20 protein-coding genes are annotated in these 25,492 nt (G+C 75.7%); 7 read left to right on the top strand and 13 right to left on the bottom strand.

All coding sequences use genetic code 11. The annotated features are described in order from the left end of the window. Positions 1-35 precede the first annotated feature (35 nt). Genes BXA05_RS05425 through BXA05_RS05415 form a run of 3 tightly spaced genes read left to right on the top strand, consistent with a single transcriptional unit; the run spans position 36 to position 3,913 of the window. Positions 36-947, top strand: a complete 912-nt coding sequence (locus tag BXA05_RS05425) for a PhzF family protein (protein WP_076404238.1) — start codon at positions 36-38, stop codon at positions 945-947. 60 nt (positions 948-1,007) lie between these two features. Continuing rightward, positions 1,008-2,321, top strand: coding sequence for an MFS transporter (locus BXA05_RS05420; RefSeq protein ID WP_143311054.1), 1,314 nt, complete (start codon positions 1,008-1,010; stop codon positions 2,319-2,321). A 47-nt stretch (positions 2,322-2,368) separates the two neighbouring features. Continuing rightward, the gene (locus BXA05_RS05415; RefSeq protein WP_143311053.1) at positions 2,369-3,913 is read left to right on the top strand and encodes a glycosyltransferase 87 family protein; all 1,545 of its coding nucleotides are present in this window, start codon (positions 2,369-2,371) and stop codon (positions 3,911-3,913) included. 76 nt (positions 3,914-3,989) lie between these two features. Here the strand turns inward: BXA05_RS05415 and BXA05_RS05410 are convergent, their stop codons facing one another. The 5 genes from BXA05_RS05410 to BXA05_RS19975 form a co-directional block, all read right to left on the bottom strand. After that, positions 3,990-4,412, bottom strand: a complete 423-nt coding sequence (locus tag BXA05_RS05410; RefSeq protein WP_076404236.1) for a hypothetical protein — start codon at positions 4,410-4,412, stop codon at positions 3,990-3,992. 83 nt (positions 4,413-4,495) lie between these two features. Continuing rightward, positions 4,496-5,734 (bottom strand): WxL protein peptidoglycan domain-containing protein, encoded by a 1,239-nt coding sequence (locus tag BXA05_RS05405; protein ID WP_076404235.1) that lies wholly within the window; start codon positions 5,732-5,734, stop codon positions 4,496-4,498. A 133-nt stretch (positions 5,735-5,867) separates the two neighbouring features. Beyond that, on the bottom strand, positions 5,868-7,142 hold the full coding sequence (locus tag BXA05_RS05400) for a hypothetical protein (RefSeq protein WP_076404234.1): 1,275 nt from the start codon (positions 7,140-7,142) through the stop codon (positions 5,868-5,870). A gap of 33 nt (positions 7,143-7,175) precedes the next feature. Next, entirely contained in the window at positions 7,176-8,195 is a 1,020-nt protein-coding gene (locus BXA05_RS05395) for a sugar phosphate isomerase/epimerase family protein (protein ID WP_034651214.1), read from the bottom strand. Between the two features lie 94 nt (positions 8,196-8,289). Then, a complete protein-coding gene (locus BXA05_RS19975) occupies positions 8,290-11,967 on the bottom strand; it encodes a PQQ-dependent sugar dehydrogenase (RefSeq protein ID WP_244550389.1) in 3,678 nt (1,225 codons plus the stop codon). A gap of 617 nt (positions 11,968-12,584) precedes the next feature. Here BXA05_RS19975 and BXA05_RS05370 point away from each other — a divergent pair. Next, positions 12,585-12,860 (top strand): type II toxin-antitoxin system Phd/YefM family antitoxin, encoded by a 276-nt coding sequence (locus BXA05_RS05370; RefSeq protein ID WP_076404233.1) that lies wholly within the window; start codon positions 12,585-12,587, stop codon positions 12,858-12,860. Next, positions 12,857-13,135 (top strand): type II toxin-antitoxin system RelE family toxin, encoded by a 279-nt coding sequence (locus BXA05_RS05365; RefSeq protein ID WP_061269405.1) that lies wholly within the window; start codon positions 12,857-12,859, stop codon positions 13,133-13,135. Before BXA05_RS05370 ends, BXA05_RS05365 begins: the two co-directional genes overlap by 4 nt. Positions 13,136-13,266: 131 nt before the next feature. Here the strand turns inward: BXA05_RS05365 and BXA05_RS05360 are convergent, their stop codons facing one another. From BXA05_RS05360 to BXA05_RS05335, 6 genes are all read right to left on the bottom strand, one after another. Next, positions 13,267-13,887: a M15 family metallopeptidase gene (locus BXA05_RS05360; protein ID WP_076404232.1), complete on the bottom strand. Its 621-nt coding sequence runs from the start codon at positions 13,885-13,887 to the stop codon at positions 13,267-13,269. Between the two features lie 140 nt (positions 13,888-14,027). Beyond that, positions 14,028-16,961, bottom strand: coding sequence for an FAD-binding and (Fe-S)-binding domain-containing protein (locus tag BXA05_RS05355; RefSeq protein WP_076404231.1), 2,934 nt, complete (start codon positions 16,959-16,961; stop codon positions 14,028-14,030). After that, entirely contained in the window at positions 16,958-17,845 is an 888-nt protein-coding gene (locus tag BXA05_RS05350) for a MurR/RpiR family transcriptional regulator (protein ID WP_021482220.1), read from the bottom strand. The genes BXA05_RS05355 and BXA05_RS05350 overlap by 4 nt, the downstream gene beginning before the upstream one ends. Beyond that, positions 17,842-18,996 carry an N-acetylglucosamine kinase gene (locus BXA05_RS05345; protein ID WP_076404230.1) on the bottom strand — a complete coding sequence of 385 codons (1,155 nt, stop codon included), beginning with the start codon at positions 18,994-18,996 and terminating at the stop codon, positions 17,842-17,844. Before BXA05_RS05345 ends, BXA05_RS05350 begins: the two co-directional genes overlap by 4 nt. A gap of 120 nt (positions 18,997-19,116) precedes the next feature. Beyond that, positions 19,117-19,791 (bottom strand): response regulator, encoded by a 675-nt coding sequence (locus BXA05_RS05340; RefSeq protein ID WP_076404229.1) that lies wholly within the window; start codon positions 19,789-19,791, stop codon positions 19,117-19,119. Next, on the bottom strand, positions 19,788-20,966 hold the full coding sequence (locus BXA05_RS05335; RefSeq protein ID WP_076404595.1) for a sensor histidine kinase: 1,179 nt from the start codon (positions 20,964-20,966) through the stop codon (positions 19,788-19,790). The genes BXA05_RS05340 and BXA05_RS05335 overlap by 4 nt, the downstream gene beginning before the upstream one ends. A 108-nt stretch (positions 20,967-21,074) precedes the next feature. Here BXA05_RS05335 and BXA05_RS05330 point away from each other — a divergent pair, with 108 nt between their 5' ends. Both BXA05_RS05330 and BXA05_RS05325 read left to right on the top strand, forming a co-directional pair. Then, positions 21,075-22,115, top strand: a complete 1,041-nt coding sequence (locus tag BXA05_RS05330) for a CPBP family intramembrane glutamic endopeptidase (RefSeq protein WP_076404228.1) — start codon at positions 21,075-21,077, stop codon at positions 22,113-22,115. A gap of 23 nt (positions 22,116-22,138) precedes the next feature. After that, complete coding sequence (locus BXA05_RS05325) at positions 22,139-23,812, top strand: BamB-related PQQ repeat family beta-propellar protein (protein ID WP_076404227.1); 1,674 nt, start codon at positions 22,139-22,141, stop codon at positions 23,810-23,812. A 16-nt stretch (positions 23,813-23,828) separates the two neighbouring features. Here BXA05_RS05325 and BXA05_RS05320 read toward each other — a convergent pair whose 3' ends face one another. Continuing rightward, a complete protein-coding gene (locus BXA05_RS05320; protein WP_076404226.1) occupies positions 23,829-24,524 on the bottom strand; it encodes a DNA alkylation repair protein in 696 nt (231 codons plus the stop codon). Between the two features lie 80 nt (positions 24,525-24,604). Beyond that, positions 24,605-25,381 carry an SDR family NAD(P)-dependent oxidoreductase gene (locus tag BXA05_RS05315; protein ID WP_076404225.1) on the bottom strand — a complete coding sequence of 259 codons (777 nt, stop codon included), beginning with the start codon at positions 25,379-25,381 and terminating at the stop codon, positions 24,605-24,607. Between the last annotated feature and the right edge of the window lie 111 nt (positions 25,382-25,492).

Genomic DNA, 25,492 nt, shown 5'->3' with positions numbered 1-25,492 from the left:
AAGTGCTCCCATCAGCGGGGACGTACGCTCACGGCATGACCGCACGCCACGGAGACATCGCCGACCGGACCGCGTCCCGCCCGTTCGCCCAGGTCGACGTCTTCACCCGCACGCCGACCCTCGGGAACCCCGTCGCGGTCGTGCTCGACGCCGTCGGCCTCACGGACGAGCAGATGGCCGCCTTCGCGCGCTGGACCAACCTCTCCGAGACGACGTTCCTCCTGCCGCCCACGCCCGACGGCGCCGCAGGCGGCGCCGACTACCGCCTGCGGATCTTCACCCCGGCGGGCGAGCTGCCGTTCGCGGGCCATCCGACGCTCGGGTCGTGCCACGCGTGGCTCGAGGCGGGCGGCAGCCCGCGCGCGGGGGACGTCGTCGTGCAGGAGTGCGGCGTCGGGCTCGTGACGATCCGGCGCGAGCAGGGCACGGAGCGGCTCGCGTTCGCCGCGCCCGCGCTGCTCGCCGACGAGCCGGTCCCGGCCGACGACCTCGCGGCGATCGTCGCCGCGCTCGGCGTCCCCGACGAGGCCGTGCTCGACCACCGCGTGCTCGACAACGGGCCGGGCTGGCGCGTCGTCCTGCTCGACTCCGCCGCGCGCGTCGCGGGGCTGACGCCCGACTGGACCCGGCTGCGCGCGGAGCACCCCGACCTCTCGGTGGGCGTCGCCGGCCTGCACGGGGACGACGGCGGCCCCGACGGCACGGCCGTCGAGGTGCGCGGGTTCGCGCTCGCCATGGGCATCCCCGAGGACCCGGTCACCGGGAGCCTCAACGCCGTCGTCGGACAGTGGCTCACGCGCGACGGCCGCCTCCCCGGCCGCTACGTCGCCGCCCAGGGCGCCGCGCTCGGCCGGGCGGGGCGCGTGCACGTCGAGCGCGACGGCGCCGGGACCGTCTGGGTCGGCGGGTCGAGCGTCACGTGCGTCGCGGGGACCGTCCGCGTCTGACGGGTCGCCGCCCCGGAAAACGGAGGCCCGGGGGCCCGCCCGCTCCGTAGACTCGGGCAAGTGTCAACAAACCCTCCGGTTTCCGGGACGGCGCGCGCCCTGACGGACCGCGCCGTGGTCTCGCGCGCGCGGTGGGCGCTCATGGTGCAGTTCGCGCTGTTCGGCGTCATCGGCACGTCGTGGATGAGCCGCCTGCCGTCGGTGCGCGAGGCGCTCGGGCTGAGCTCGGGCCAGCTCGGCGCGCTGCTCGTCGTGGGCGGGGTCGGCACCCTCACGGCCGTCGTCGTGACGGGCGCAGTCGTCGCGCGCTTCGGCAGCCGCACGACGCTCGTCGTCGCGACGTCCGCGAACGTCGTCGGGTTCGGCCTCGTCGCGCTCGGCACGGCGACCGGCAGCGTCGGCGTGTTCGCGGCGGGCGCGTTCCTCAACGGCATGTGCGGCGCGCTGACCAACGTCCCCATCAACATCTGCGCGGCGTCGGTGGAGCAGCACGTCGGGCGCGCGATCCTCCCCCACTTCCACGCGGCCTTCTCGATCGGGGCGGCGTGCGGGGCGCTCGTCGCCGCCGCGTTCTCGTGGGCGCACGTGGGCATCGCCACGCAGGTCGTCGTCGTCACGCTCGTCGTCACGGCGGCCCGCGCGCTCCTCATCGCGCCCGCGACGGCGATCGCGCCCGAGCGTGCCGCGGCGCGCACGGCGGCGGCCGACGGCGCCCCCGCACCCCGGCGCGGCGCAGGCGTCCGCGCGGCGCTCGCCGCGTGGCGCGAGCCGCGCACCCTCCTCATCGGGCTCGTGCTGCTCGCGTCGTCGCTCTCGGAGGGCTCAGCGGGCAACTGGCTGTCCATCGCCGTGGTCGACGGGTTCGACGTGCGCGAGGCGCTCGGCGCGGTGGCGTACGGGACGTTCGTCGGCGCGATGACGGTGTTCCGGTTCGCCGGCACCGGGCTCATCGACCGGTTCGGTCGCGTCGCGGTGCTCCGGGCGTCGGGCGCCTCCGCGCTCGTCGGGCTCCTCGTGTTCGGCCTCGCGCCCACGCTGCCGCTCGCGTGGGTGGGGATCGTCCTGTGGGGCTGCGGTGCGGCGCTCGCGAACCCCGTCGCGATCGCCGCAGCGTCCGACGATCCCGCGCACGCCGCACCCCGCGTCGCGGTCGCGACGTCGTTCTCCACGGTCGCGATGCTGAGCGCTCCCCCGCTGCTCGGCCTGCTGGTCGACGGCGTCGGGGCCCGCCACGCGCTCCTCGTGATCTGCGCCGCGACGGTGCTGTCCCTCGCGGTCGCGGGCCAGGTCCGGCCCCTGCCGCGCCCGGCGGCGCCCGCCCCGGCCGACGACCTGCCGGAGCCCGGCCGGGAGCGCCCGGTCGGGTCCCGCTAGGGGGACGCGTCGCGCGCCCGCCGCGGCCCCGGCGCACACTGGCGGGTGTGAGCCTGGCAGCCCGTGCCCCGCGCCGAGCGCCCGCTGCCGCGCGGTGGGGGTGGGTCGTGGCCGCCGTCGTGGCGGGCATGGCGTTCCTCGTGCGGTGGCACCTCGTCGGCGGCTCGGCCGGGATCGGCGGGTACCGCGGCTACGACGACGGCGTGTACTTCTCGGCCGCGGTGGCGCTCGTGCACGGCCGCGTGCCCTACCGCGACTTCCTCCTGCTGCACCCGCCCGGCTCGACGCTCGCCCTGACGCCCTTCGCGGCGCTCACCACGTGGACGAGCGACGACCACGCCCTGGTCGCAGCGCGCGTCGGCATCATGCTCGTCGGCGCGGCCAACGCCGTGCTCCTGACGCGCGTGGCGCGCCGGTGGGGCACGACGGCGGCCGTCGTGGGCGGCGTCCTCTACGCGCTGTCGTACGCCGCGGCGTGGGCCGAGCGGCTCACGCTCCTCGAACCGCTCGGCTCCCTGTGCCTGCTCGGCGGGGTCGTGCTGCTGCTCCGCGGCCTCGACCGGCGCCAGGAGGGCACCGGCCGCGAGCGCCCGTGGCTCTGGGCGGGCGGGGCCGTCCTCGGGCTCGGTGCGACGGTCAAGATCTGGGGCGTGGTGCCGCTGCTCGTCGTGCTCCTCTGGCTGCTGCTCGCCGCCGGGTGGCGCACCGCGGCCCGTGCGGCCACGGGCGCTGTCGTCGCGCTGGTGGCGGTCCTCGGCCCGTTCCTCCTCGCCGCGGGGTCGGACATGGTCCGCATGGTCGTGCTCGACCAGCTCACCCGGCCCCCGGCGACGACGGACCTCGAGCAGCGGCTCGTGTGGCTCACGGGGACCGGCGGCCTGCGCGACCTCGTGCCGGAGCAGGAGCAGCTCGCCGTGGCGTGGACCGTGCTGGCGCTCGCGACGGTCGCCGCGGTCGCGGCGTGGGTCGGGCGGCGCGGGAGGCTGTGGGTCGTGCTGCTCGCGGTGCAGGTCGGCGTCCTGCTGCTCTCGCCGTCCGCGTACCCGCAGTACGCGGCGTTCTCGGCACCGGCGCTGGTCCTCGTCCTGGCCGCCGCGTGCTCGCTCCTGCCCCGCCCGAGCCGGGTCGCGGCGGGGACGCTCCTGAGCATCGGCGCCACAGCCCTCCTCGTGGCCGCGGTGCAGACCGCACCGCGCCTCGCCCCGTTCCCGACGGCCGAGGTGGCGGCGGCGCTCCCCGACGACGGCTGCGTCCGCGCCGACTCCCCCGGGGTCCTCGCCGTCCTCGACGTGCTGAGCCGCGACCTCGAGCGCGGCTGCGAGCTCCCCGTGGACCTGTCGGGGTACTCGTACGACCACGGCGCGCGGGACGCCGCCGGCGAGCCGGTGCCGCGCCGTCGGAACCTCGCCTGGCAGGAGGAGGCGCTGCGCTACCTGACGTCGGGGTCGTCCGCCGTGCTCGTGCGGTCGACCGGCAACGGGTTCAGCGACGAGACCTGGCGCGCGCTCGACGCCACGACGACGACCGTCGTCGACCGGCCGGGGGTGCGGGTGCTCGTCCCGCACGACGACGTCACGCGGCCGGGAGGCTGAGCCTGCGCCCCGCGACGGGGACGCTCAGGCGCGGGCCCGGTACCGCTCCACGGACTCGTGCCGAGGTTCCCCGGCGTCAGTCCGGCTCCCGGGCGGCGGCGATGCGCATCGTCACGTGGCTCGCGTACTCCGCGGGCTCTCGGTCGACCTGCACACGCAGCGACCCTGGGGGGACGTCGACGGTGCGCTCGTTCTCGGCGTCCCCGATCGCGAGTCGCCCGGACGGGCAGCTGAGCTGTCCGTCGAACTCCGCAACTCCCGTGGGCAAGGGCTCACCGACGACGACGGTCACGGTGACCGTCGCGGACGGAGGATCCACGCCCTCGGGCCAGTCGTCCGAGACGTCGATGTCGGCGGCATGGAGCACCGGCACGGCCAGGCAGGACGGTGACGACGTGATCGCCTCGTCGCCGAGGTCCGGGGGAAGGTCGAAGGACTCCTGCTCGTCGAAAGCAAGGAGGAGGCCCCACCGGAACGGTTGTGTCCACTCGAGCTGCACCCCCGCACCGTATCGAAGGCGCCGCGCCGCTCAGGTGCGCCAGGTGACGCCGTCTCCACCACCGTCGCTCCGGCCCGGACACCTCACGGCGCAGGTCTCGCCCAGGGGTCCCGGTCCGCTGCCGGGCTGCCGACGGGCTCGCTCGGGGACTCCTCGGTCGTCGGCTCGTCCGCACCGCCCGCGGCACGCTCGGCGAGCGCGGCGGCGACGGCGGCGTCGACCGCGCGCTGCTGGGCGGTCCGCGCCCGGCGCCGCGCGCGGACGCGCCAGACGACGAGCAGCGCCACGAGGACGAGGAGGCCGAGCGCAACCCACGGCACGGCCCAGGTGGTGGCGGTCGCGACGACGCCCGGCACGACGACCTCCGGGTCGGGCACCGTCCCGGGCAGCGGCACGACCTCTCCGCCGACCGTCAGCGTCGCGACCTCGCGACCGAGCGGCCAGACGCCGTCGACCTCGACGGTCCGCTCGACGGACGAGCCGGGGAGGAGCTCGGGCACGTCGACGTCGGTCGCGGACGTCGCGCCGAGCCCGAACGGACCGGCGACGCGGACGGCGGTCGCCGGCGCGACGCGCGCGTTGCCCTCGTTCGTCACGGTGAACGTGACGGTCGCGCTGCCGGGCGCGAACGGGTTGAGCGTGCCGTCGTAGGCGAGCCGCACGTCGTCGACCGCGAGCGCCGGGGCGAGCTCGCCCTGGACCCGCAGGTGGACGCGCGAGCCGAGCCGGCGGTCGGTCGTGACGCCGTCCTCGGCGACCACGACGAGGGACGACACGACTCCGGCGGCGTAGTCGCCCGGGGTCGCGTCGTCGGGCACGGTGACGGTGAAGGGGACCTCGATGCGCTCCTGCGGGGGGATCTCGACCTCGGCCTGGTCGAGGGCGATCCACGTCCCGAGCGCGGTCGACTCCTCGCCCGCGGGCAGGAGGTCGAGCGTGCCGTCGTCGGTGAGGAAGCCGTCGGCGGCGTACACGGCGAGTGCGAGCGGGGTGTCGCCGTGGTTCGAGACGACGAGGCTGTCGCGCAGGGAGCCGCCGGGCGCGAGCGAGTACGCGAAGTTGGGACGGTCGACGCCCTGGGCGGTGTCTCCCGGGCGCACGCCCCACTGCACGGTCTGCGCCGGGTCGGGGGCGGGCGCGTCATCGGTCGCGAGGGACGCCCGCGCGGCGGGCGCGACCTGGCGGGGGGCCGCGGCGGGCGCGGCCTCCCCGGGGAGCGCGGCGGCCGCGGGCGCGGCGAGGAGCGCGAGCGCGAGCAGGGGCCCGGCGAGCGCGCGCAGGGCGCGGGACGCGGGGGCGGGAGAGGTGCGTCGGTGGGTCATGCGCTCGGTCCTTCGTCGGTGCAGGTGGGGCGGCTCGGACGACGAGCCGCCGGCCCGGCCGGCCACCACGGCGTGCGTGGTGGCCGACCGGTCGCCCGGCCCGTGGCGGGCCGGGCTGCGGTGTCCCGCGGGATCAGCCCAGTGCGGTGAGCGTGATCGTCGCGGTGTAGGTGCCGCGCGGGGTGTCGAGCGGCATCTTGAGGTCGAGCTCGGCGCCGACCACGGACGCGCCGCGCGCGTGGCCCTCGTCGGCCCGCGCGAGGGTGCGCGCCTGCTTGAGGCCCTCGCCCTCGTCGAACCCGGACGCGACCGGCGCGCCGGCGACCGCGTCGCCGCCGTTCTCGATGACGCCCGGCGTCCAGCCGAGGTGCTTGCCGTCGACGGTCTGGCCGCCCGCCGTGAAGTCGGACACCTGGCCGGTGACGGACCACGCCGGGTCGCCCGCGCGCGTGTCCTGGACGCGCACGGGGACGAGCTGGCCCTGGGCCTGGTAGTAGCTGAGTTCCTCGTCGGCGACGCCGAGGTCGACGAGGCGCGACGAGCCCTCGAGCGACCACGTGAGCTCGCCCCCGGACTGCTGCGGCACGGTGACGGCCACGGCCTGGTCGCCCTCGGGCGCGGCCCCCGGCTCCTCGCCGGTGTGGTCGCCCTCGACGCCGCCCGCGGTGTTCCCGGGCCCGAGGACGGCGGCCGGGTCGTTGCCCGTCGCACGGATCGTGCCCTGGACCGCCGTGCCCGCGACCCGCAGGTTGCCGGCGTTGCCGCTGAGCACGAGGTCGCCCGCGACCGCGTTGCCCCACTCGTCGGCCTCGCCGGACGCCGTCGCGCCGACGAGCAGGTCGCGCGCACCGTTGCTCACGGTGAGCGTGCCCCCGACCACGGCGCCCGCGACCGTCACGCCGAACGCGGAGCCGTCGAGCGTCGCGTCTCCGCGCACGGACGTGCGCAGCAGGTCGACGTAGCTCGCCTCCTGCGTGAGCAGCCCGCCGGAGACGGTCGAGTCGCTGATCTCGACGTCCACGCCCCCGGCCGCGACGTCGCCCCCGACGGTGAGGTCGTTGAGGTACAGGAACCCGTTCCGGGTGCCCGCCGAGTAGACGCTGACGTCCCCGGCGACGCTCGTGCCGTCGAGCAGCACGCCGTACGCGTCGGTCGCGACGACGTCGCCCCCGACGGTCACGGACGTCGCGTCGAGCCAGCCGCCCGGCTGGACCACGACGTCGCCCTCGACGGTCGCGCCACCGAGGACGCAGTCCGCGCCCCCCGGGACGACGAGGTCGCCGCTGACGGTCCGGTCGCCGAGGTCGGTCGTGCACTCGACGTCGGCGGCCTGCGCCGCGGGCGCGACCGCCGTGGCCGTGGCCACCGCGAGCAGCGCGGCGGCCGGGACCTTCCACTTCCACTTCATGTGATGCTCCTTGTCAGGTGTGGTCGGTCCGCGTCAGCCGCGGAGCGAGGAGATCTCGCCGTAGCTGCGGCGGGCGTTGCCCAGGGAGTTGAGGGCGTTGCCGGGCTCGGCCACGGTCGCCGCGTTGTCCTGCTCGTACAGCCCGAACCGCTGCCCTCGGTCGCGGAGCTGGGAGAGGAACGCCTGGTAGGGGATGTCGCCGGCGCCGAACTCGATGATGTCGTAGCCGTTGCCGCTGGACTCGTTGGTCTTGCCGTCCTTCAGGTGCAGGATCGGGAAGCGGCGCGGGTCGCGCGTGACGTAGTCGATCGGCTCGAACCCGGGGTACAGGTGGCGGCCCACGTACGCCCAGTAGACGTCCATCTCGAAGAACACGAGCTCGGGGTCGAGGTTGTCCCACAGCAGGTCGTAGACGCGCTGGTTCGGGTCGTCGCTGGTGAACGCCCACTCCTGGGCGTGGTTGTGCGAGTAGAGCTTGAGCCCCGCCGCGCGGGCCTTCTCGCCCATCTGGTTCCAGGTCTCGCAGGCCTGGAGCCACTGCGCCTTGGGGATGGGTCCGCCGTAGCCGCCCGCGATGGGTCCGCCCTGGCCGAGGTGCGGCATGCCGAGCGCGAGCGCCTTCTCGATCTCGGCGTCGATGTTCGCCGGGGTGAGGTTGACGTGCGCACCGACGGCCCGCAGGCCGTTGTCGTCGAGCAGCTGCCGGATCTCCGGCACGGTGATCGCGCCGACGCTCCCCTGCGTGTAGCCCGCGAACTCGATCTCGGAGTAGCCGATGTCGGCGAGCTCCTCGAACACGGCCCGGAACCCGAGCGAGCTGACCTTGTCCCGCACGGTGTAGAGCTGGATGCCGATGCGGTTCACCGGCACGAGCCGGTTGCGCCCGCCGGACGGCGCGACCGCCGTCGGGAGGGCGCCGCCGAGCGCGTTCGCCGCCGACGGACCGAGGGCGGCCCCCACGCCCACGGCGACCGACGACGCCGCGAGCGCCTTGAGCAGGTTGCGACGGGTCATCGGCTTGGCCGAGACCGTCGGGTGGTGGTGTGAACTCATGTCTCTCCTTCGAGGTGAGCCGCCCCGGGACCGCACCCGGGGACGCCTGGGGGCCGGTGGCCCGGGCGGGTCGCCCGGGCCACCGGTGGGACGGTCAGCTGCGGACCGTGAGGGTGAGGTTCACCGTGCTGGGCGCGACCCCGGCGGACCCCTGGTAGCGGGCCTGCACCTGGTAGGTGCCGGTCGCCGCGAGCTTGGGGAGCGTCACGACGACGTCCCCCGCCTCGTCGAGCGTCCCGGTGAGCGACGCGACGGTGCCGTTGTTCTTGCGCACCGTCACCTGCACGTCGCCCGTGGGCACGACGCCGGTCGACGACTCCACGTGGAGCGTCGCCTTCGCCGCGACGGCGGGCTTCACCGGGTTCGGCGCCACGCTGCCCGTCGTGGTCGACCGGGCCTGGGCCACCGTGAGGCGCACCGTCCCCGCCGACGCCGTGTAGACGCCGTCGGCGCCGTACGTCGCGGTGAGGGTGTGCGTCCCGACGGCGAGCGACGGGTCGATCGCGATCGTCGCCGTGCCGTCCGCGAGCGTCCCGCGCCCGACCTCGGTCTCGCCCGTGGTGAGCACGACCTCGCCCGTGGGCGTGCCGCCCTCGCCCGTGACCGTGACGACGGCCTCGCCCGGCGCGCCGTAGGAGACGCGCGCGGCGCCGACGGAGACCGTCGTGGCCGAGGCGACCGTCGGCTCGTCCGGGGCGTCGAGGTCGATCGTGAACGACACCGCGCCGGCCTCGGAGACGTTGCCGCCCGTGTCGGTCGCGCGGTAGAGCAGGTCGTACGCGCCGTCCTGCGAGAACGTCACGCCGTACTGCTGGTTCGCCGCGAGGTTCGTCCACGTCGCGCCCGCGTCGCGCGAGTACTGCACGCTCGCGACCGCGCCGTCGTCGGTGGCCTGCACGGAGAACCGCACCGGCTCGTTGAACACGCCGCCGACGCCCGTGGGCGTCTCCGGCGCGAGCGTGTGCGCGACGGTCGGGGCGGTGACGTCCGCCGCGCCCGCGCCCACCATGGTGATCGCGTCCACCGCGAGCTCGTCGGACGACGTCACGAACAGCGTGCCCGAGCCCTCGGGGGCGTCGAACGTGATCTCCACGTCCTGCCAGCCCTCGCCCGCGGGGACGACGGCGGTCGCGAACGGCTCGGCGTCGGCCGCGCCCCAGCGGAGCTCGAGCTCGCCGCCGCCGCTCGCGCGGACCACGGCGCCGTCGATCCCGGCGAAGCTCACCGGGTCGTACCGCAGGAAGTCGCCCGCGCCGAGCCCGCGGACGGCGTTGCCGCCCCGTGCGGTCGCGTCGGCGAACACCTCGACGCCCTCGCGGCCGATCGCGTGCTCGCCCTGCTGCTCCTTCGGGTTGAGGCGCAGCGTCGCCTCGCCCGCGGCCGGCGGGAGGCCGTTGTGGCCCGCGTCGGTGTACGTGACGACGACCGCCCCGTACAGGAGCGCGCCCGGGCCGTGCTCGGGCGAGTTGGGGTCGGTGCGCCACGCGCCCGTGCAGCCCGTGCCCGTGGACTCGGGGTGCGCGTGCTCGTCGTGCCCGAGGCCGTACGTCCACGCGACGCGCGAGCACACGGTGCCCGAGCCCGCCTGCGGGTCCTCGAACGCGGCGGCGTACGCCTCGAGCACGTCCGCCACCATCTGCGCGGTGACGGCGCCGCCGGAGATCGCGACGAGCTCGTCGAGGGTGAAGCCGGAGGCCTCGCCCAGCGTCTCGGCGTCGACCCCGAGCGTCTCGACGAGGACGTCGTGCCCGATGGCGTCCGCGAGCCACTCGCCGATCTGGTCGCCCGACGTGAGGTGCGGCGTCGGCGCCTCGCCGCCGCCGAGGTCGTCCTCGGCGTCGGTCGTGGTCACCTTGTACGGGACGGCCTGGCCCCAGTCGAAGAACGCGCCGTCGGCCGGGTACTCGATCGTGACCTCGGGCGCCTGGTTCCCGACGGAGATGACGCGCGACGTGAGGGAGAACTTGCCCGACGCGTCGGTGACGCGCAGGCGCGCGGTGTACGCGCCGATCTCCGTGTACGTGTGCGTCGCCCGGACGCCCTCGGCGTCGAACGTGCCGTCCCCGTCCACGTCCCACGCGTAGGTGAGGTCGTCACCCTCGGGGTCGGACGACGTCGACGCGTCGAACGTCACCTCGAGCGGTGCCTGCGACGACGACGTGGGCGTCGCGGTGAAGCGCGCCTGGGGCGCCTTGTTGCCCTCGGCGTAGTCGATCCGGTACAGGCCCGCGTCGGGGTTGGCGCGGAAGAAGCCGTCGCCGTAGTCGAGCACGTAGAGCGAGCCGTCGGGACCGAACTCGAGGTCCATCGGGTTGTCGTGCGGCGGCTGGCCCGCCGCGGCGAGCGCGGCGTTCGGCAGGAAGTCCTCGATGTGCGTGACGTCGAACGTCTCCCAGTCGACCGTGAACGCGGCGAGGTAGTCCTGCGAGAACTCGCCGAAGAACGCCTTGCGGTCCCAGTACGCGGGGAGCTTCGTCGTCGACGGGTTGTCGGCGTCGTAGTGGTAGACGGGCCCGCCCATGGGCGCCTGGCCGGAGCCGGAGCCGAAGCTCACGAGCTCGTCCCACGGCTGGTCGCCCGGGTTGTCGCCGTACCAGAGCGTCGCGGCGCGGGCCGGCGGCAGCTCGCGCAGGCCCGTGTTCCAGCGGGAGTCGTTGACGAGGTTCTCGGGGTCGAAGAACTCCCCCGGCGTGCCCGTCGCGAAGTCCCAGTCGTTGTAGGCGAAGTTGTCGCCCTGGACGTAGGGCCAGCCGGCGTTGTGCGGGTCGTCGAGCGAGACGACGTTCCACTCCACGAGGCCCATGGGACCGCGGCCCGCGGTCTCCGCGACCGCCTTCGTCGCGTCGGGGCCGTAGTCGCCCCAGGAGAGCGAGTTCGTCTCCGGGTCGACCTCGAACCGGAACGGGTTGCGCACGCCCATGACGAAGATCTCGGGGCGCGTGCCCTCGGTGCCCGGCGCGAACAGGTTGCCCTCGGGGATCGAGTAGGAGCCGTCGTCCTCGACGTGGATCCGCAGGATCTTGCCGCGCAGGTCGTTCGTGCTCCCCGCGCCACGGCGCGAGTCGAAGCCGGGGTTCATGCCGGGGGCGTCGTTGTTCGGCGCGAAGCCGTTCGCGCCCGGGGTGCTCGCGGGCGTGTTGTCGCCCGTCGTGAGGTAGAGGTTGCCGTCGCCGTCGAAGTCGATGTCCGCCCCGACGTGGCAGCACTGGCCGCGCTGCACCTCGACGTCGAGGATCACCTGCTCGCTCGCGAGGTCGATCGTGTCGCCCGTCCACTGGAACCGGGCGAGACGGTTCACGCCCACCCAGCGGTCCCAATAGCTCTCGTCCTCGCCCGCCGGGAGCGAGTTGGGCGCGTTGCCCGTCGGGGTGTCCGCGACACCGTCGCCGTCCGCGTCGCGCGGCGCGTAGACGAGGTAGACCCACCCGTTGTCCTCGAACTCCGGGTCGAGCGCGACGCCCTGGAGGCCGTCCTCCGAGTTCGCGTAGACGTCGAGCGTCGTGACCACGCGCGTGACGCCCGTCGCCGGGTCCGTGAGCCGGACGTCGCCGTTGCGGGCCGTGTGCAGGACGCGCGAGTCCGGGAGGATCGCGAGGTCGATGGGCTCGCCCACGTCCTTCGTCAGCAGCACGCGCTCGTAGTTGGACCAGTCGAGCGCCGCCTCGGCGCCCGGTTCCGCGCCGTGGTCGACGCCGTCGTGCGCGACGGCGGGTGCCGTCGCCGCGCCCAGGCCCGTGAGCGCGAGGGCGCCGGCGGCCAGAGCCGCGGTCACCCGCCGGTTCCGGCGCGTACGCCGGTCGATATCCTTCATCTGATGCCGCTCCTGTGAGGTTCAGTCGCCTGTGAGGGGTCATCCGGACCGGGTCGCCCCCGTCGCGCCAACGACGGAATCAGGGCGGCTCGGTCTGTCTGTGCTGGTGGGAGGGCTGCGCGTCCCCTGCCCGGTGGTCCTCCTCGTCTCGTCGTCGAGCGCGATCCCCCCGCACGTCGTCGTGCGGACGGAGAGTGCCACCACGTGCACCGGGGCACGCGCGGAGGCGGTCGGGCCGTAGCGGTCGGGTGAAATTCACCTACCACTCGGTCGTCATCCTACGAGGCTTCTGTCGGGTGTCAATCAAAAGTCGAAAGTCCGCCGATGCACGGACCACAGGCAGGAACGCAGCCGAATCCTGACTGCGCTGTCGGGTTCGCGAACTGACCTCGAGCGCGCAGAGATCCCGCCAACGATCCGTCGTCGAGCACGTCGATGCCGACTGCCTGTCCGCCGCTGCGCCGGGCCTGCCGACGTCCTGTGGGGGAGCGCAGGGCGCGAGCGTGAGAGGGAGCCGATGGCCTTATTGGCTGGAAATTGGGCTACCTACAGGCTAGCAGTTCGGCTAATATGGCCGTATGAAATCCGTAGCGCTGAGCGAGGCGAAAGACAAGTTGTCGGCCCTGGTGGACGAGGCCGACCGGGAGCACGAGATCATCCGGATCACCCGGCACGGGCGCGGTGCCGCGGTGCTGATGGCCGAGGACGACCTCGAGTCGCTGCGCGAGACGCTGTTCTGGCTGTCCCAGCCCGGCGTGCGCGACGACATCGACGAGGCCCGTCGCGCCGCCGCCGAGGGCGCCACGACGTCCGGTAAGGACCTGCGGGCACGGTTCGGGCTGCCGGCGCAGTGACCGACGACCAGACACCGGCGTGGCGGGTCGAGATCGCACCCGCGGCCGAGCGGTCGCTGCTGCGCCTGCCGCACAAGATCGCGGCCGCGGTCGTCGAGTTCGTCACCACGACCCTGCCGACCAACCCCGAACGCATGAGCAAGCCGCTGCGGTACGAGCTCGAAGGCCTGCGCTCCGCGCGCCGCGGCGACTACCGCGTGCTGTTCGAGCTCGACCACGACACCGGGGTGCTGCTCGTCGTCCGCATCGCGCACCGCGCCGACGCCTACCGATAGCCCTCCCCGCCCACCCAGCACGAGGCGAGCACCCCCGTGACCAGGGACCCGGTTCGAGCGTGCCGGGGTTCGCCGTGGTCAACCGCTCGGCGAGGCGCCGCGGAACTCCTTGCTGCAGGAGGGCCCCGCGGTCAGGACCGGTACACCCAGTGCCACGGCTCGCGCGGGGTGTCCTCGACGAAGCCGAAGCGGCCGCCGTTGGTGCGCATCCACGCCTGCGCTCGCTCGTCCAGGTCGAGGTCGACCGCGATGCCCCAGCCGTGCGGGCTGGTCCCCGGCTCGGCGGCGAGCCCGCCCTGGGAGTACAGGCCCTTGCGCGCGGCGACGTCGACCTGCGCGTCGTAGGACCGGTAGGAGTCCGTGATGCCGATGCGGACGCCGTCGCGCGCCGCCTCGGCGAGCAGGCCCTCGAGCGCCTGGCCCGCGGGCGCCCAGAGGCGATGGCCGGTCGTCCCGACCTCCTGCAGGGCGGACCGGGGGATCTTCCCGTTGCCGTAGGCCCCGAGGTCGCCGGGGACGCCGTCGACCGTGCGCGTCCGGTCGGGACCGGTCGCGCCCGCTACCGCGGTGCTGCCGGTGCCGGTCGACCCCGCCAGCACCGTGCTGAGGAGCTCGTCGAAGCGCGCGCCGGAGCCGCTCGCGACGGCGTCCGCGGCGCGGGTGTCGACGGTGCGGACGTCGACGGTGCGGGCGGGGCTGAGGGTCGCCTCGATGGCAGCCACCCGCTGCGCGATCGCGGTGATGCCGTCCATCCGGTCGTCCTCCTGGGGGGCAGTGCCGGCGGTGGCGTCCACCAGTCGGCACTCCCTATGCACCGCGACGAGCGGTCTGCCGCCTCCCCGCGTCGCAGCGACCGCGCCGAGCGACCGCTCCCGGCTCGACCGCGCGGGGGTCAGACGGCCGCGCCGGGGCGCGTGGCCGCCTCCAGGAGCTCGAGCACGTGGACGTAGTCCTCGCCCGTGGCGCGGGACATGCCCATCTCGCACGTCCGGTTGCTCGACACGTACGCGTCGAAGCGCCCCTCCGGGAGCCTGCCGGCGCGGTGCGCGACCTCGTCCGCCTCGGCGCGCGTCGCGCCCGCGGTGAGCTCGGGGTGCAGCATCCCGCGGTCGCCCGCGAACCCGCAGCAGCCCCAGGCCGTCGGCACGGTGGCGCGCTCGGCGACGGCCTCCGCCACGGCCCGCAGGTCGTCCACGGCGCCCAGGTGCACGGTCGCGCACGTCGGGTGCACGACGACGTCCCCCGCCCGCGCGACGTCGACCCCGCGCGCCGCGAGGCCGGGCAGCACGTCGGTGCGCACGAACGTCACGGCGTCGACGACCCGCAGCCGGGCGAACCGGTCGCGCGCCCGCTCGTCGCGCGGGTCCGTCCCGGTGAGGTGGCGCGCCGTCTCGGCGAGGCCGTGGGTGCAGCTCGACGCGTCGCACACGACCGGCAGCTCGCCCTCGCGCGTGGCGACCCACAGCGCGTCCACGACCTTGCGGGCCATGGCGGCCGCGCCGTCGGGCAGGCCCTTGGACGACCACGGGGTGCCGCAGCACAGCCCGCCGATCCCGTCGGGGACCACGAGCCCGACGCCCGCCCGCTCGCACAGCGCCCGGAACGCGGCCTCGGCCCCGACCGGGCGGCTCGCGCCGTCTCCGCCGCACGCGCCCGCGGGCAGGCCGGCCCCGGCGGGCGCGAAGAGCTCACCCATGCACGACGCGAACAGCACCGCGCGCGCGGGGGTGGCGCCGCCGTCGGACACGACGGCCGTGGTCCCGCGGCGCGGCCCGGGACCGGGCAGGTCGGCGTCGACGCGCGGCACGACGTCCGTCCCGACGACCCCGCGGGCGACGTCGGACGCGACGCGCACCAGCGGCGTCGGGAGCGCTTCGACGACGCCGAGCGCGGCGCGCAGGCCCGTGACCACGGTCCCCCAGTGCTCGGCGGCGGCCGCTCCCCCGCGCTGCACGAGCCGCGGCTGCGACCGCGCGCGGTGGCCCTTCATGACGACGCCCGTGTCGATGCCCACGGGGCACGCCTCGACGCACAGCGAGTCCGCGGCGCACGTCGCGACGCCCTGGTAGGCGTACTGCCGCTCGAGCTCGCGCCGCTCGGCGGGCGGCGCGGCGGCCATCTCCTTGAGCAGCGCGATGCGCTGGCGCGGCGTGGTCGTCACGGTGCGCGACGGGCAGCCCGGCTCGCAGTACCCGCACTCGACGCAGCGGTCGACGAGCGCCGCGTCGTCCCCGCCCGCCGACGACTCGACCTTGAGGTTCCGCAGGTGCTCGTGGTCGTCGTCGGTGAGCACGACGCCCGGGTTGAGCAGGCCGTGCGGGTCGAGCAGCCGCTTGACCTCGCGCATGACGGCGTAGAGCTCGTCGCCGTACTGGCGCCGCACGAACGGCGCCATGATGCGGCCGGTGCCGTGCTCGGCCTTGAGCGTGCCGCCGTGGCCGAGCACGAGGTCGACGAGGTCGTCGCTGAACGCCGCGTACCGGTCGAGCTCGGCGCGGTCGCCGAGGCGCGGCGTGATCATGAAGTGCAGGTTGCCGTCCTTGGCGTGCCCGAACGTCACCGCGTCGCCGTAGCCCCGGCGCTCGAAGAGCGCGCCGAGGTCGCGCACCGTCGCGGTGAGGTCGGCGACGGGGACGGCCACGTCCTCGAGCAGCGCGGTGCTGCCCGCGGGCCGCGCGCCCGCGACGGCGGTGTACAGGCCCTTGCGCACGCGCCACAGGCGCTCGCGCGTCGCGGCGTCGGTCGTCACCGCGGCGGGGACGGCCAGGGAGCCGGCGAGCGAGCCGACGACGTCGCGCGCCGCCTCCTGGAAGGGCGCGAGAGCGTCGGAGGTCGCCGCGCGGTACTCGACGAGGAGCGCGGTCTGCCGGTGGATGCCCGCCCCGGAGGCCAGCGAGCGCATCGAGGGATCGGCGGCCGGGTCCGCCGCGGCGACGCGGAGCGACGCCGCGTCGAGCAGCTCGATCGCCTCCGCGCCCGACGCGACGAGCGGCACGAGCGCGTCCGTGGCGTGCTCCAGCGAGTCGAGCACGAGGAGGGTCGTCGCGGCGTGCGCGAGGAGCGGCACCGTCCGGAACGTCACGTCGGCGACCCAGCCGAGCGTGCCCTCGCTCCCGACGAGCAGGTGCTCGAGGATCTTCACGGGCTCGTCGTGGTCGAGGAACGCGTTGACGGAGTAGCCCATCGTGTTCTTCATCGCGAACTGGCGCTCGATCTCCGCGCGCATCGCGGCGCTGCCCCGCACGCGGTCGCGCAGCTCCGCGAGACCGCGGTGGATCGCGGGCTCGGCGGCGCGCAGGCGCGCGTCGGCGTCGGGCGCGCCCGTGTCGACGACCGTCCCGCTCGCGAGCACGACCGTCATCGCCTCGACCGTCCGGTACGCGGTCCGCGCCGTCCCCGACGACATGCCCGACGAGTTGTTCGCCACGACCCCGCCGATCGTGCACGCGATCTCGCTCGCCGGGTCCGGGCCGAGCCGGCGCCCGTGGCGCAGCAGGTGCGCGTTGACGAGCCGCAGCGTCGCGCCGGGCTCGCAGCGCACGCGCTCGCCGCCGTCGAGCACCTCGACCCGGGTGAAGCGCGTGCGCGTGTCGACGAGCACGCCCGCGCCCGACGCCTGGCCGGACAGGCTCGTGCCGCCGGAGCGGAACGTCACCGGCAGCCCGCGGCGGGTCGCCTCGCGCATCGCCGCGACGACGCCGCCGCGGTCGTGCGCGCGCACGACGACCTCGGGCCGCAGGAGGTAGTGCGACGCGTCGTGCGCCTGCGCGACCCGCGTGAGGAGGTCCGTGCGCAGCTCGAGGCCGGGCGTCTCGACGGCGGTCACGGGCGCGTCCGGCGGTCGTAGCCGAGGCGGTGGGGCTGCACGGCCTCGTACGTCGCGCGCAGGTTCGCGGTCGTGCGGTCGTACAGGCGCTGCGCGACGCGCACGAACAGGAAGTCGACGAGCGCGAGCTGCGCGATGCGGCTCGACAGGGCGCCGGACCGGAACTGCGTCTCGCGCGCCGTCGTGGTGAGCACGAGGTCCGCGTGCTCGACGAGCGGCGACTCGGGGAAGTTCGTCACGGCGACGGTCGTCGCGCCGCGGTCGCGCGCGATGCGCAGGGCGTCGTTCGTCTCGACGGTGAGCCCGCTGTGCGAGACGCCGACCGCGACGGCGCCCTCGGCCAGGAGCGCCGCGGACTGGAGCTGGACGTGCGGGTCCGGCGACGCGAAGCACAGCAGCCCGATGCGCTGGAGCTTCTGCGCGAGGTCCTGCGCCGTGAGCCCGCTCGACCCGACGCCGAACAGGTCGATCCGCGTCGCCTGCGCGACCGCGGCGGTGACCTGCTCCAGCGCGTCGAGGTCGAGCATGCGCGCCGTCTCCTCGATGGTGCGCGCCTCGTGGAACGCGATCTTTGTGACGACGTCGTGCAGCGTGTCGTCGGGGTCGATCTCGCCGTGCGCGACGTTCGCGCGCTCCTGCTCGACGGCGCGACGGCTCGTCGCCTGCGCGAGGTCGATGCGGAACTCCGGGTACCCGGCGTACCCGACCGCGCGGCAGAACCGCACGACCGTCGCCTGCGACGTCCCGACGAGCGCGGCGAGCTCCGTGATCGTCTTGCCCACGACGGCCGCCGGGTCAGCGAGCACGGCCTCGGCGATGCGCGCCTCGGCGGGCCGCAGGCTCGGCAGGGCCTGGCGGATGCGGACGAGGCCGTCGGCGGTCATGGGGTCTCCTCGGCGGTGGTCGGGTGCGGGGCGGTGCCGGGCGCGCCCGGCGGCAGGGCGGTCGGTGGCGCGGCGGTCGGTGGCACGGCGGTCGGTGGCGCGGCGTGGTCGCCGAGCGTGAGCCAGGGCGCGTGCTCGACGACGGAGCCCGGCTCGGTCGCGAGGCGCGCGGCGAGGTGCAGCGCGCCGTCGAGCGGCGTGCCCGCAGGGTCGACGAGCGCGACGTCCGGCCGCAGCACGGCGAGCCGCGCCCGGAACGCGTCCGTCAGCAGCGGGCCGATCCCCAGCACCCCGCCGGTCGCGGCGGCGAGCGGCGGGACGTCGTCGACGAGCGCGGCGGCGAGCGTCGTCGCGAGGTGGGTCCCGGCGCCCGCGAGGACCTGCCGCGCGACGGTGTCGTCCGCACGGGCCGCGGCCGCGACGTCGGGCGTGAACGACGCGAGCACCTGGGCGCGGTCGGGGCGCGTGTAGAGCTGCCCGGGCCACGACGGCACCGGGCCGAACCGCGCGACGGCGGCGGCGAGCAGCGCCGGCGAGCCGCCGGAGTCGCGGCCGTCGTGCGCGGCGACCGCGGCCCGCAGCCCCTGCGCGCCGATCCACGACCCGGAGCCCAGGTCGCCGAGCAGGTGGCCCCACCCGTCGACGCGGTGCCACACGGTCCGCAGGTCGGTGCCGAGCGCGATCGCCCCGGTGCCGACCGCCACGACGGCGCCGGGACGGCCGCCCAGCGCGCCGAGGTGCGCGGTGAGCGCGTCGGCCGCGACGGCGGTGCGCGGGCCGGGCCGGACGGACGGGTCGCCGTCGACCGCGGGGCCCGCGGCGGGAGGCAGGCCCGTGCGCAACGCGGCGTGCAGCTCGGCGGGGTCGCGCACGAGGGACGCGAGGCCGGTCGCACCGACCGCGGCCGCGGCGGCGCCGTCCGCGGCGAGAGCGGGGACCGCGGCACGGAGGGCGTCGAGGAGGTCACGCACGACGTCCGCGGCGTCGCTCCCCGTCGGCCCGATCGCGACCGGTCGGCCGGACAGCGCGACGTCGTCCGTACCCGCACCGGACCCTGCCGCGGCGGGCAGGCGACGGGCGAGGAGGCGGCTCCCCGACCCCCCGACGTCGAGCCCGACGACCCACGGCCCCCCGGGCGTGCTGCTGCTCACGGGGCCAGTGTGGCACAAACTTTCACAGCAGAGAGGCAAAAGGGAGATTCTTGCCAGGATGCCCGGACCGCGTGCGCTCACCGTACGCCGCCCGGTCCGCCGCGGGAACCCCCGCCGCGGTCATCCGTGCTCCGGGTCGTTCCGCAGCACGAGGGCGGCGACCTGGGTGCGCGACTCCACGCCGAGCTTGGCGATCACCCGGCTGACGTGCGTCTTCACGGTGGCGAGCGAGATGAACAGCGCCGCGCAGATCTCCGCGTTCGACATCCCCCGGGCGAGGGCGCGCGCGATCTCGCGCTCGCGCGGGGAGAGCGTCGCGAGGGCGTCGACCGCGGCGGCGTCCGGCGGCCGGGTGTTCTCGGCCGCGAGGGTCATCACCCGCCGCAGCACCGCGGGCGCGAGGACGGGCCGTCCCTGGGCCGCCGCGCGGACGGCGTGGGCGAGCTCGTCGGGCGGCGCGTCCTTGAGGAGGAACCCGCACGCCCCGGCACGCAGGGCACGGACGACGTGGTGGTCCGTGTCGAAGGTCGTCAGGACGATGATCGCCGTCTCCGGCCGGAGCGCGGTCTCGCGCGCCGTCGCGACCAGCCCGTCGCAGCGCGGCATGCGCAGGTCCATGAGCACGACGTCGGGCCGGCAGGCCTCGATGACGTCGCGCGCGTGGTCCCCGTCGACCGCCTCGCCCACCACGGCGATGTCGGGCTCGCCGCCGAGCATCAGGCGCAGCGCCGAGCGGACCTCCGGCTGGTCGTCGACGGTGACCACCCGGACGACGTCGGATGACGGGCGGCTCACGCGGCCGGCCAGGGGATCGTCACCGACACCACGTGCTCGTCGACGCCCGGGCGGACGCTGACGGACCCGCCCACGGCCCGCGCCCGTTCCTGCATCCCGATGACGCCGAGGCCCGGTCGGGGCGCGCCCTGCCCCGGCCCCGCGAGTGCGTTGCGCACGACGATCGCCAGCTCGCGGCCGGGAGCGCCGCTGATGGCGACGTCGACGCGCTGCCCGGGGGCGTGCCGCCGGGCGTTGGTCAGGCACTCCTGGACGATCCGGAACGAGTGCCGGCTGACGGTCGGGGGCAGGCGCTCGAGGTCGACGGCGCAGTCCGTCCGGGCGAGCGGCGTCTCGGCCACGAGCTCGTCGAGCCGGTCCAGGGTCGGCTGGGGCCGGTCGTCGTCCGACCGGCTCGGGCCCCGCGCGTAGGTGAGGAGCTCGCGCAGGTCGGCGAGCGCCTGACGGCTGCTGTCGTGCAGGGCGGCGACGGCCTCGTCCCGGTCCGCGGCGTCGAGGTCCGTCCGGTGCCGCAGGACGCTCGCGTGCATCGCGGTCACCGAGAGGCGGTGTGCGAGGGCGTCGTGCATCTCCCGGGCGATCTGCGTGCGCTCCTGGTGGCGAGCTCGCTCCTCGCCGAGGCGCTGCTCCTCCGCGGTCAGCCGGACCCGCTCGTGCAGGGTGGCGACGAGGTCCCGCCGCGCGCCGACGGCGATGCCCGCGGCGAGCGCGACGGCGAGGACGACCGCGGTCGCGCCCACCGCGACCACCACCTCCCACCACGGCAGCGCGACGCCGACCAGGTCGATCCCCAGGGCGGCCACCGTCAGGACGCCGACGAGCCAGACCGCCGCGACCGGCGCCAGCTCGCGCACCCGGCGCCGGGTGGCGAGCGACCCGAACGCGAAGAGGGCCGCCGGCACCGCCGCGGTCGAGACGACGGCGAGCACGGCGAGCAGCAGGGCGACGAGGAAGGGCGCGCTGCGGCGCCAGAGCACGACGACCCACGCGGCGACCCCGAACGCGAGGTCGAGGAACAGGAGCGCGGCGAACCGCACGGGGTCGTCCTGCGCTCCCGGCGTGTCGACGCTGAGGGCGAAGTTGCCGAGGAACAGCAGGGCACCCGACAGGGCGACCGCGGCCAGGAGGCCCGTCTCGCGGAGGACCCGACGCCACGCCGGGCGCTGCGCGAACATGCTCACCGGAGCACTGTAGGCACCGACGAGCCCGGCGCCCCGGCTGAGGACGGGAAATCAGACCGATGACCGATACCGCGGCCCGAGCCGCCCGACCAGGCTCGACGCATGCACCCCTCGCTCGACGAGAGCCCCGTCCCGACGGCACCCGTGCCCGGCCCGCCGCTCTTCGGTCCCGTGTCCCAGCCCACGCTCGACAGCACGACCGCGACCACCTTCCCCTACCACCGGGCGGCCCACGTCGACCTTCGCCCCGCACGGTGGTGGACCCCGCTCACCACGTTCGGCGCGACGGCGCTCCTCTACCTCGCCTTCCTCGCCCCGGTCGCCGTCGTCGCGGTCGCCTACGCCGTGCTGGTGCCTTACCGGCCCGGGCTGCCGATGCCCACCGACGACTTCTCCGACCCGCTCAACCCGCTGGACTGGGCGATCGGCCTCGGGCTCATCGCGCTCCTGCTGCCCGCCGTCGTGCTCGGCGTGCGCTGGGGCGGTCGGCGCCGCGGCACGATCCACTCGGTGACCGGGAGGTTCCGGTGGGGGCTCGTCGGCAGCGCGGTGCCGCTCGTCGTGCCGCTCTACGGCGTCGTCACCGTGGGCGGGTTCCTGCTCCGGCCGCCGTCCGACCTGGCGGCCCCGGCCGTGACCCCGGCCCTGCTGCTGAGCCTGGGGTGCATCCTCCTCCTCGGGCCGCCGCAGTGCGCCGCCGAGGAGTACGCCTTCCGCGGCCTTCCCCAGCAGATGCTCGGCACCTGGCTGCGCTCACCGGTGTGGGGGATCGTCCTTCCGGTCCCGTTCTTCGTCGTCGGCCACGGGTACGACGGGGTGGGGCAGATCGGCATCGCGGCGTTCGCGCTCTGCACCGGGTTCCTCGTCTGGAAGACGGGCGGGCTCGAGCTGGCCGTGCTCGTGCACGTCGCCAACAACCTCTTCCTGTTCCTCCTCGCGCCCTTCAGCGCCTCGTCGATGGAGCAGGGCGCGATCGAGCCGCTCGTGCTGCTCGTCGACCTCGGGCTCCTCGGCAGCGCCACCGTCGTGCTCACGGTCTGGTTCTCCCGCCGCGAAGGGCTGCGGTTGCGCGAGCCCTTCTACGGCCGGGTGCCCGCAGCGGGCGCGGGGTCGTCGCCCGGCCACTCCTCGGGGACCCCTTGAGGCGGCTCCCCTAGGATGCGGGCGTGCCCCGACGACGCCGTCCCGACCACCTGCGGATCACGTTCGCGCTCGACGACGTCGCGGGCGACGCGAGACCGGACCGGCACCCGGAACCGGACCCGAGCCCGGGCCCGGCCCCCGAGGAGGCCGCCCCGCCTCGCGCGAGCGGCGCCGGGCGGCGGCGCCTGCGTCTGGCGCTCGCGGGAGCGACCGCCGTCGGGCTCGTCGTCGCCGGGATGGCGGTCGTGGACGCCGCGTCGTCGCGCGGGTCGCTGGAGACGCTGCGCCGCTCCGTCGGGGGTGTCGAGCCCGTCGAGAGCACGCCGCGGGAGCTCTGGTCCACGGACGCGCAGACGAGCGGCGCCCTCGCCGCGCTGCCCGGCCTCCTCGTCGTCGTGCGCGACGACGAGGCGGTCGCCCACGACCTCGACTCCGGCGCGGTCCGCTGGACCGTGCCCCTCCCACGCACGTCCCGCTGCGGCGGCGAGCTCGAGCTCGCGCTGACGTCCCCGGTGCCGGACGAGACGCTCGTGTGCGTCACCGACGACGTCCCCTCGCAGCTCGCGAGCCGGACGCTCCTCACGACGACCACCGGCGAGGCGGTCGACGGGACGGCGCCCATCCCCGCCCCGCAGGTGACCGTGCTCGACGCCGACGGCACCGCCACGACCCGCCCCCTGGACGCGTCGCGCGGCTGGTCGGCGCCGGGACCGGACGGCACGGTCGCCCGCTTCCGCCGCGTCGGCGACACGCCCGCCGCCCCGGTGCCGACCGACCCCTCGACGGGCCTGCCCACCGACCTGTCCGGGGGGCGCGCGGCCGTCGTCACGCTGGAGGACGCCCGGACCGGCGCCGTCCGCTGGGAGCAGGAGCTGCCCTTCGTCGCCGAGGAGGGCGGGTGCGACCAGTACTCCGTCGCCGAGGACGCCACCTACGCCGACCTCGACGGCGGGACCGTCGTCCGCTCCGCCGGGCTCGTGGCCGTGCGGGGCTGCGGTGTCGACGCCCGGTTCACGCCCGAGGGCACCCGCGTCGACGACCCGGAGAAGCCCGCGGACGTGGTCGCACAGCTCCCCGACGGCGCGCTCCTGCGCGCGGTCGGCCGCGGCTGGGCCGCGCCGGACGGTACCGGCGCGGCAGCCGTGCTCGAGCCGGACGGTGCCCTCCGGTGGGAGCCGACGGGCGAGGTGATCGTCCCGACCGCGACGGACGGGACCGCGGGCGACCTCGTGCTCACGCGCCAGGTCACGGACCTCGTCGCGCACGACGCGACCGGGCGCCCGCGCTGGGAGAACGCGGAGGTGAACTCCCCCGAGATCGCGTACGTCGTCGCGGACGGCGTCGCCGTCGTCCTCCAGGGCATGGGTTCGGTCCTCGTCGGGGTCGACGTGGAGACCGGGCGCACCCTGTGGACCCGCACGATCGACGAGCTGGTCGACGACGGCGCGGGGCCCGCCGTGGGCCCCGGGATGCTGCACGTCGGGCAGGCGTTCACCGACGGCGCCCGTGCACTCCTCGCCGTCTCGGCGTGGGAGGACGAGGAACACAGCACGACACGGCTCGTCGCGCTCGACCTCCGTGACGGCGAGATCGGCTGGAGGAGCGACGCGGCGTCCAGCACCCGGTACGCCGCGGTCCAGGGCCGGCTGCTGCGGCTCGACCTGGGTGACGACCCGACGGTGGCCCGCCTGGGCTGAGGCGCCGGACCGACGCTCAGCGCGCGAGCCACTCCTTGCGCTCCGCGGGCGGCAGCTTCTCGACGGCCGCACGCAGCACGTCGCGCGACATCGTGGCCGCCCGCTCCTCGAGGAACGCCCGCAGCCGCTCGGGCTCGACGTCGCCCGCGTGCCGGAGCATCCAGCCGACACCCTTCTGGACGTACGGCTCCGGGTCGTCGAGCAACATCGCCGACAGCCGGAACGTGTCGTCGACCTGGCCGCGCCGCAGGAACGCCGCCGTCGCGACGACGGCGGAGCGACGGCGCGGCCAGTCGGGCGCGCGCGCCAGGTCGTCGAGCACGTCGCGGGGTCGGTCGAGCAGCCACGTCCCCAGCACCTGGGACGCGGTGAGGTCCACGAGGTCCCACGTGTCGATGCGGTCGTGCCGGCGCAGGAAGAGCTCGACGAGCTCCGCGTGCCGCTCGACCGTCACGCGCCGGGCGGTCGCCGCCTTGCCCATGATCGAGCACCCGCCGGCCCGCACCTCGTGGACCCGGTCCTCGAGCAGCAGCTCGATCTGGTCGACCGGCAGGTCGAGGGCGTTCTTCGCGAGCACGAACACGTCGCCCATGCGCACCCCGGCGACGGTGCCGTCGCCCGAGAAGCTCCGGGCGGACGCGCGGCGCTGGGCCGCCGTCGCGCGGGCGAGCAGGTCGGCCCGGAAGTCGGTCGCCGTCGTGTACGGCGGCATCGTCCCTCTCCTCTCCTCCGGGCGCGTGCCCGGGGTCCTGTCGGCGTCGGGCGGCCCGTGGCCCCCGGCGGTCCTGCGGCTCAGCGCGGCGCCATGCGGATGGCGCCGTCGAGGCGGACCACCTCGCCGTTGAGCATCGGGTTCTCCACGATCGCGCGCACGAGGTGCGCGTACTCCTCCGGGCGCCCGAGCCGGCTCGGGTGCGGCACCTGCGCCCCGAGCGACTCCTGCGCCGCCTCGGGGAGCGACGCCATCATCGGGGTGCGGAAGATCCCGGGCGCGATCGTCATGACGCGGATCCGGTGCTGGGCGAGGTCGCGCGCGAGCGGCAGCGTGAGGCCGGCGACCCCGGCCTTGGACGCGGCGTAGGCCGCCTGCCCGACCTGGCCGTCGAACGCCGCGACCGACGCCGTCTGCACGACGACGCCGCGCTCCTCGCCGTCGGGGTCGGAACCGAGCGGGTCGAGGGCGAGCATGCGCTCCGCGGCGAGCCGGACGACGTTGAACGTGCCGACGAGGTTGACGTCGACCACGCGGCGGAACGCGTCGAGCGCGTGCACCCCGGACCGGCCGAGGACCCGCTGCGCGAGCACGATCCCGGCGCAGCTCACGACGACGCGCGCCCCGCCCAGGGCGTCGGCGGCGTCCAGGGCCCGCGCGACGTCGTCCTCGCTCGTCACGTCCGTGGGGACGAACCGCGCCGCGTCGCCGAGGCCCTCGGCGACCGCCGCGCCGTCGGACGACGCGAGGTCGGCCAGCACGACGCGCGCGCCGGCCGCCACCAGGCCCTCCGCCGTCGCGCGCCCGAGGCCCGACGCCCCGCCCGTCACCAGCGCGACCGCGCCCTCGATCCGCATCTCTCATCCTCCGTCAGCCGTACGGGCTCCGTCGCCCGCCCCGCTGACCGTACCCAGGTGGAGCCGCAGGTCGCGAGATCGACCCGCCCGGCGGCCTCCCGGACCGCCCGG

It is taken from the genome of Cellulosimicrobium funkei, from assembly GCF_900155925.1.
GTDB lineage: Bacteria > Actinomycetota > Actinomycetes > Actinomycetales > Cellulomonadaceae > Cellulosimicrobium > Cellulosimicrobium funkei.
This window is presented reverse-complemented; position numbering and strand designations above follow the sequence as displayed.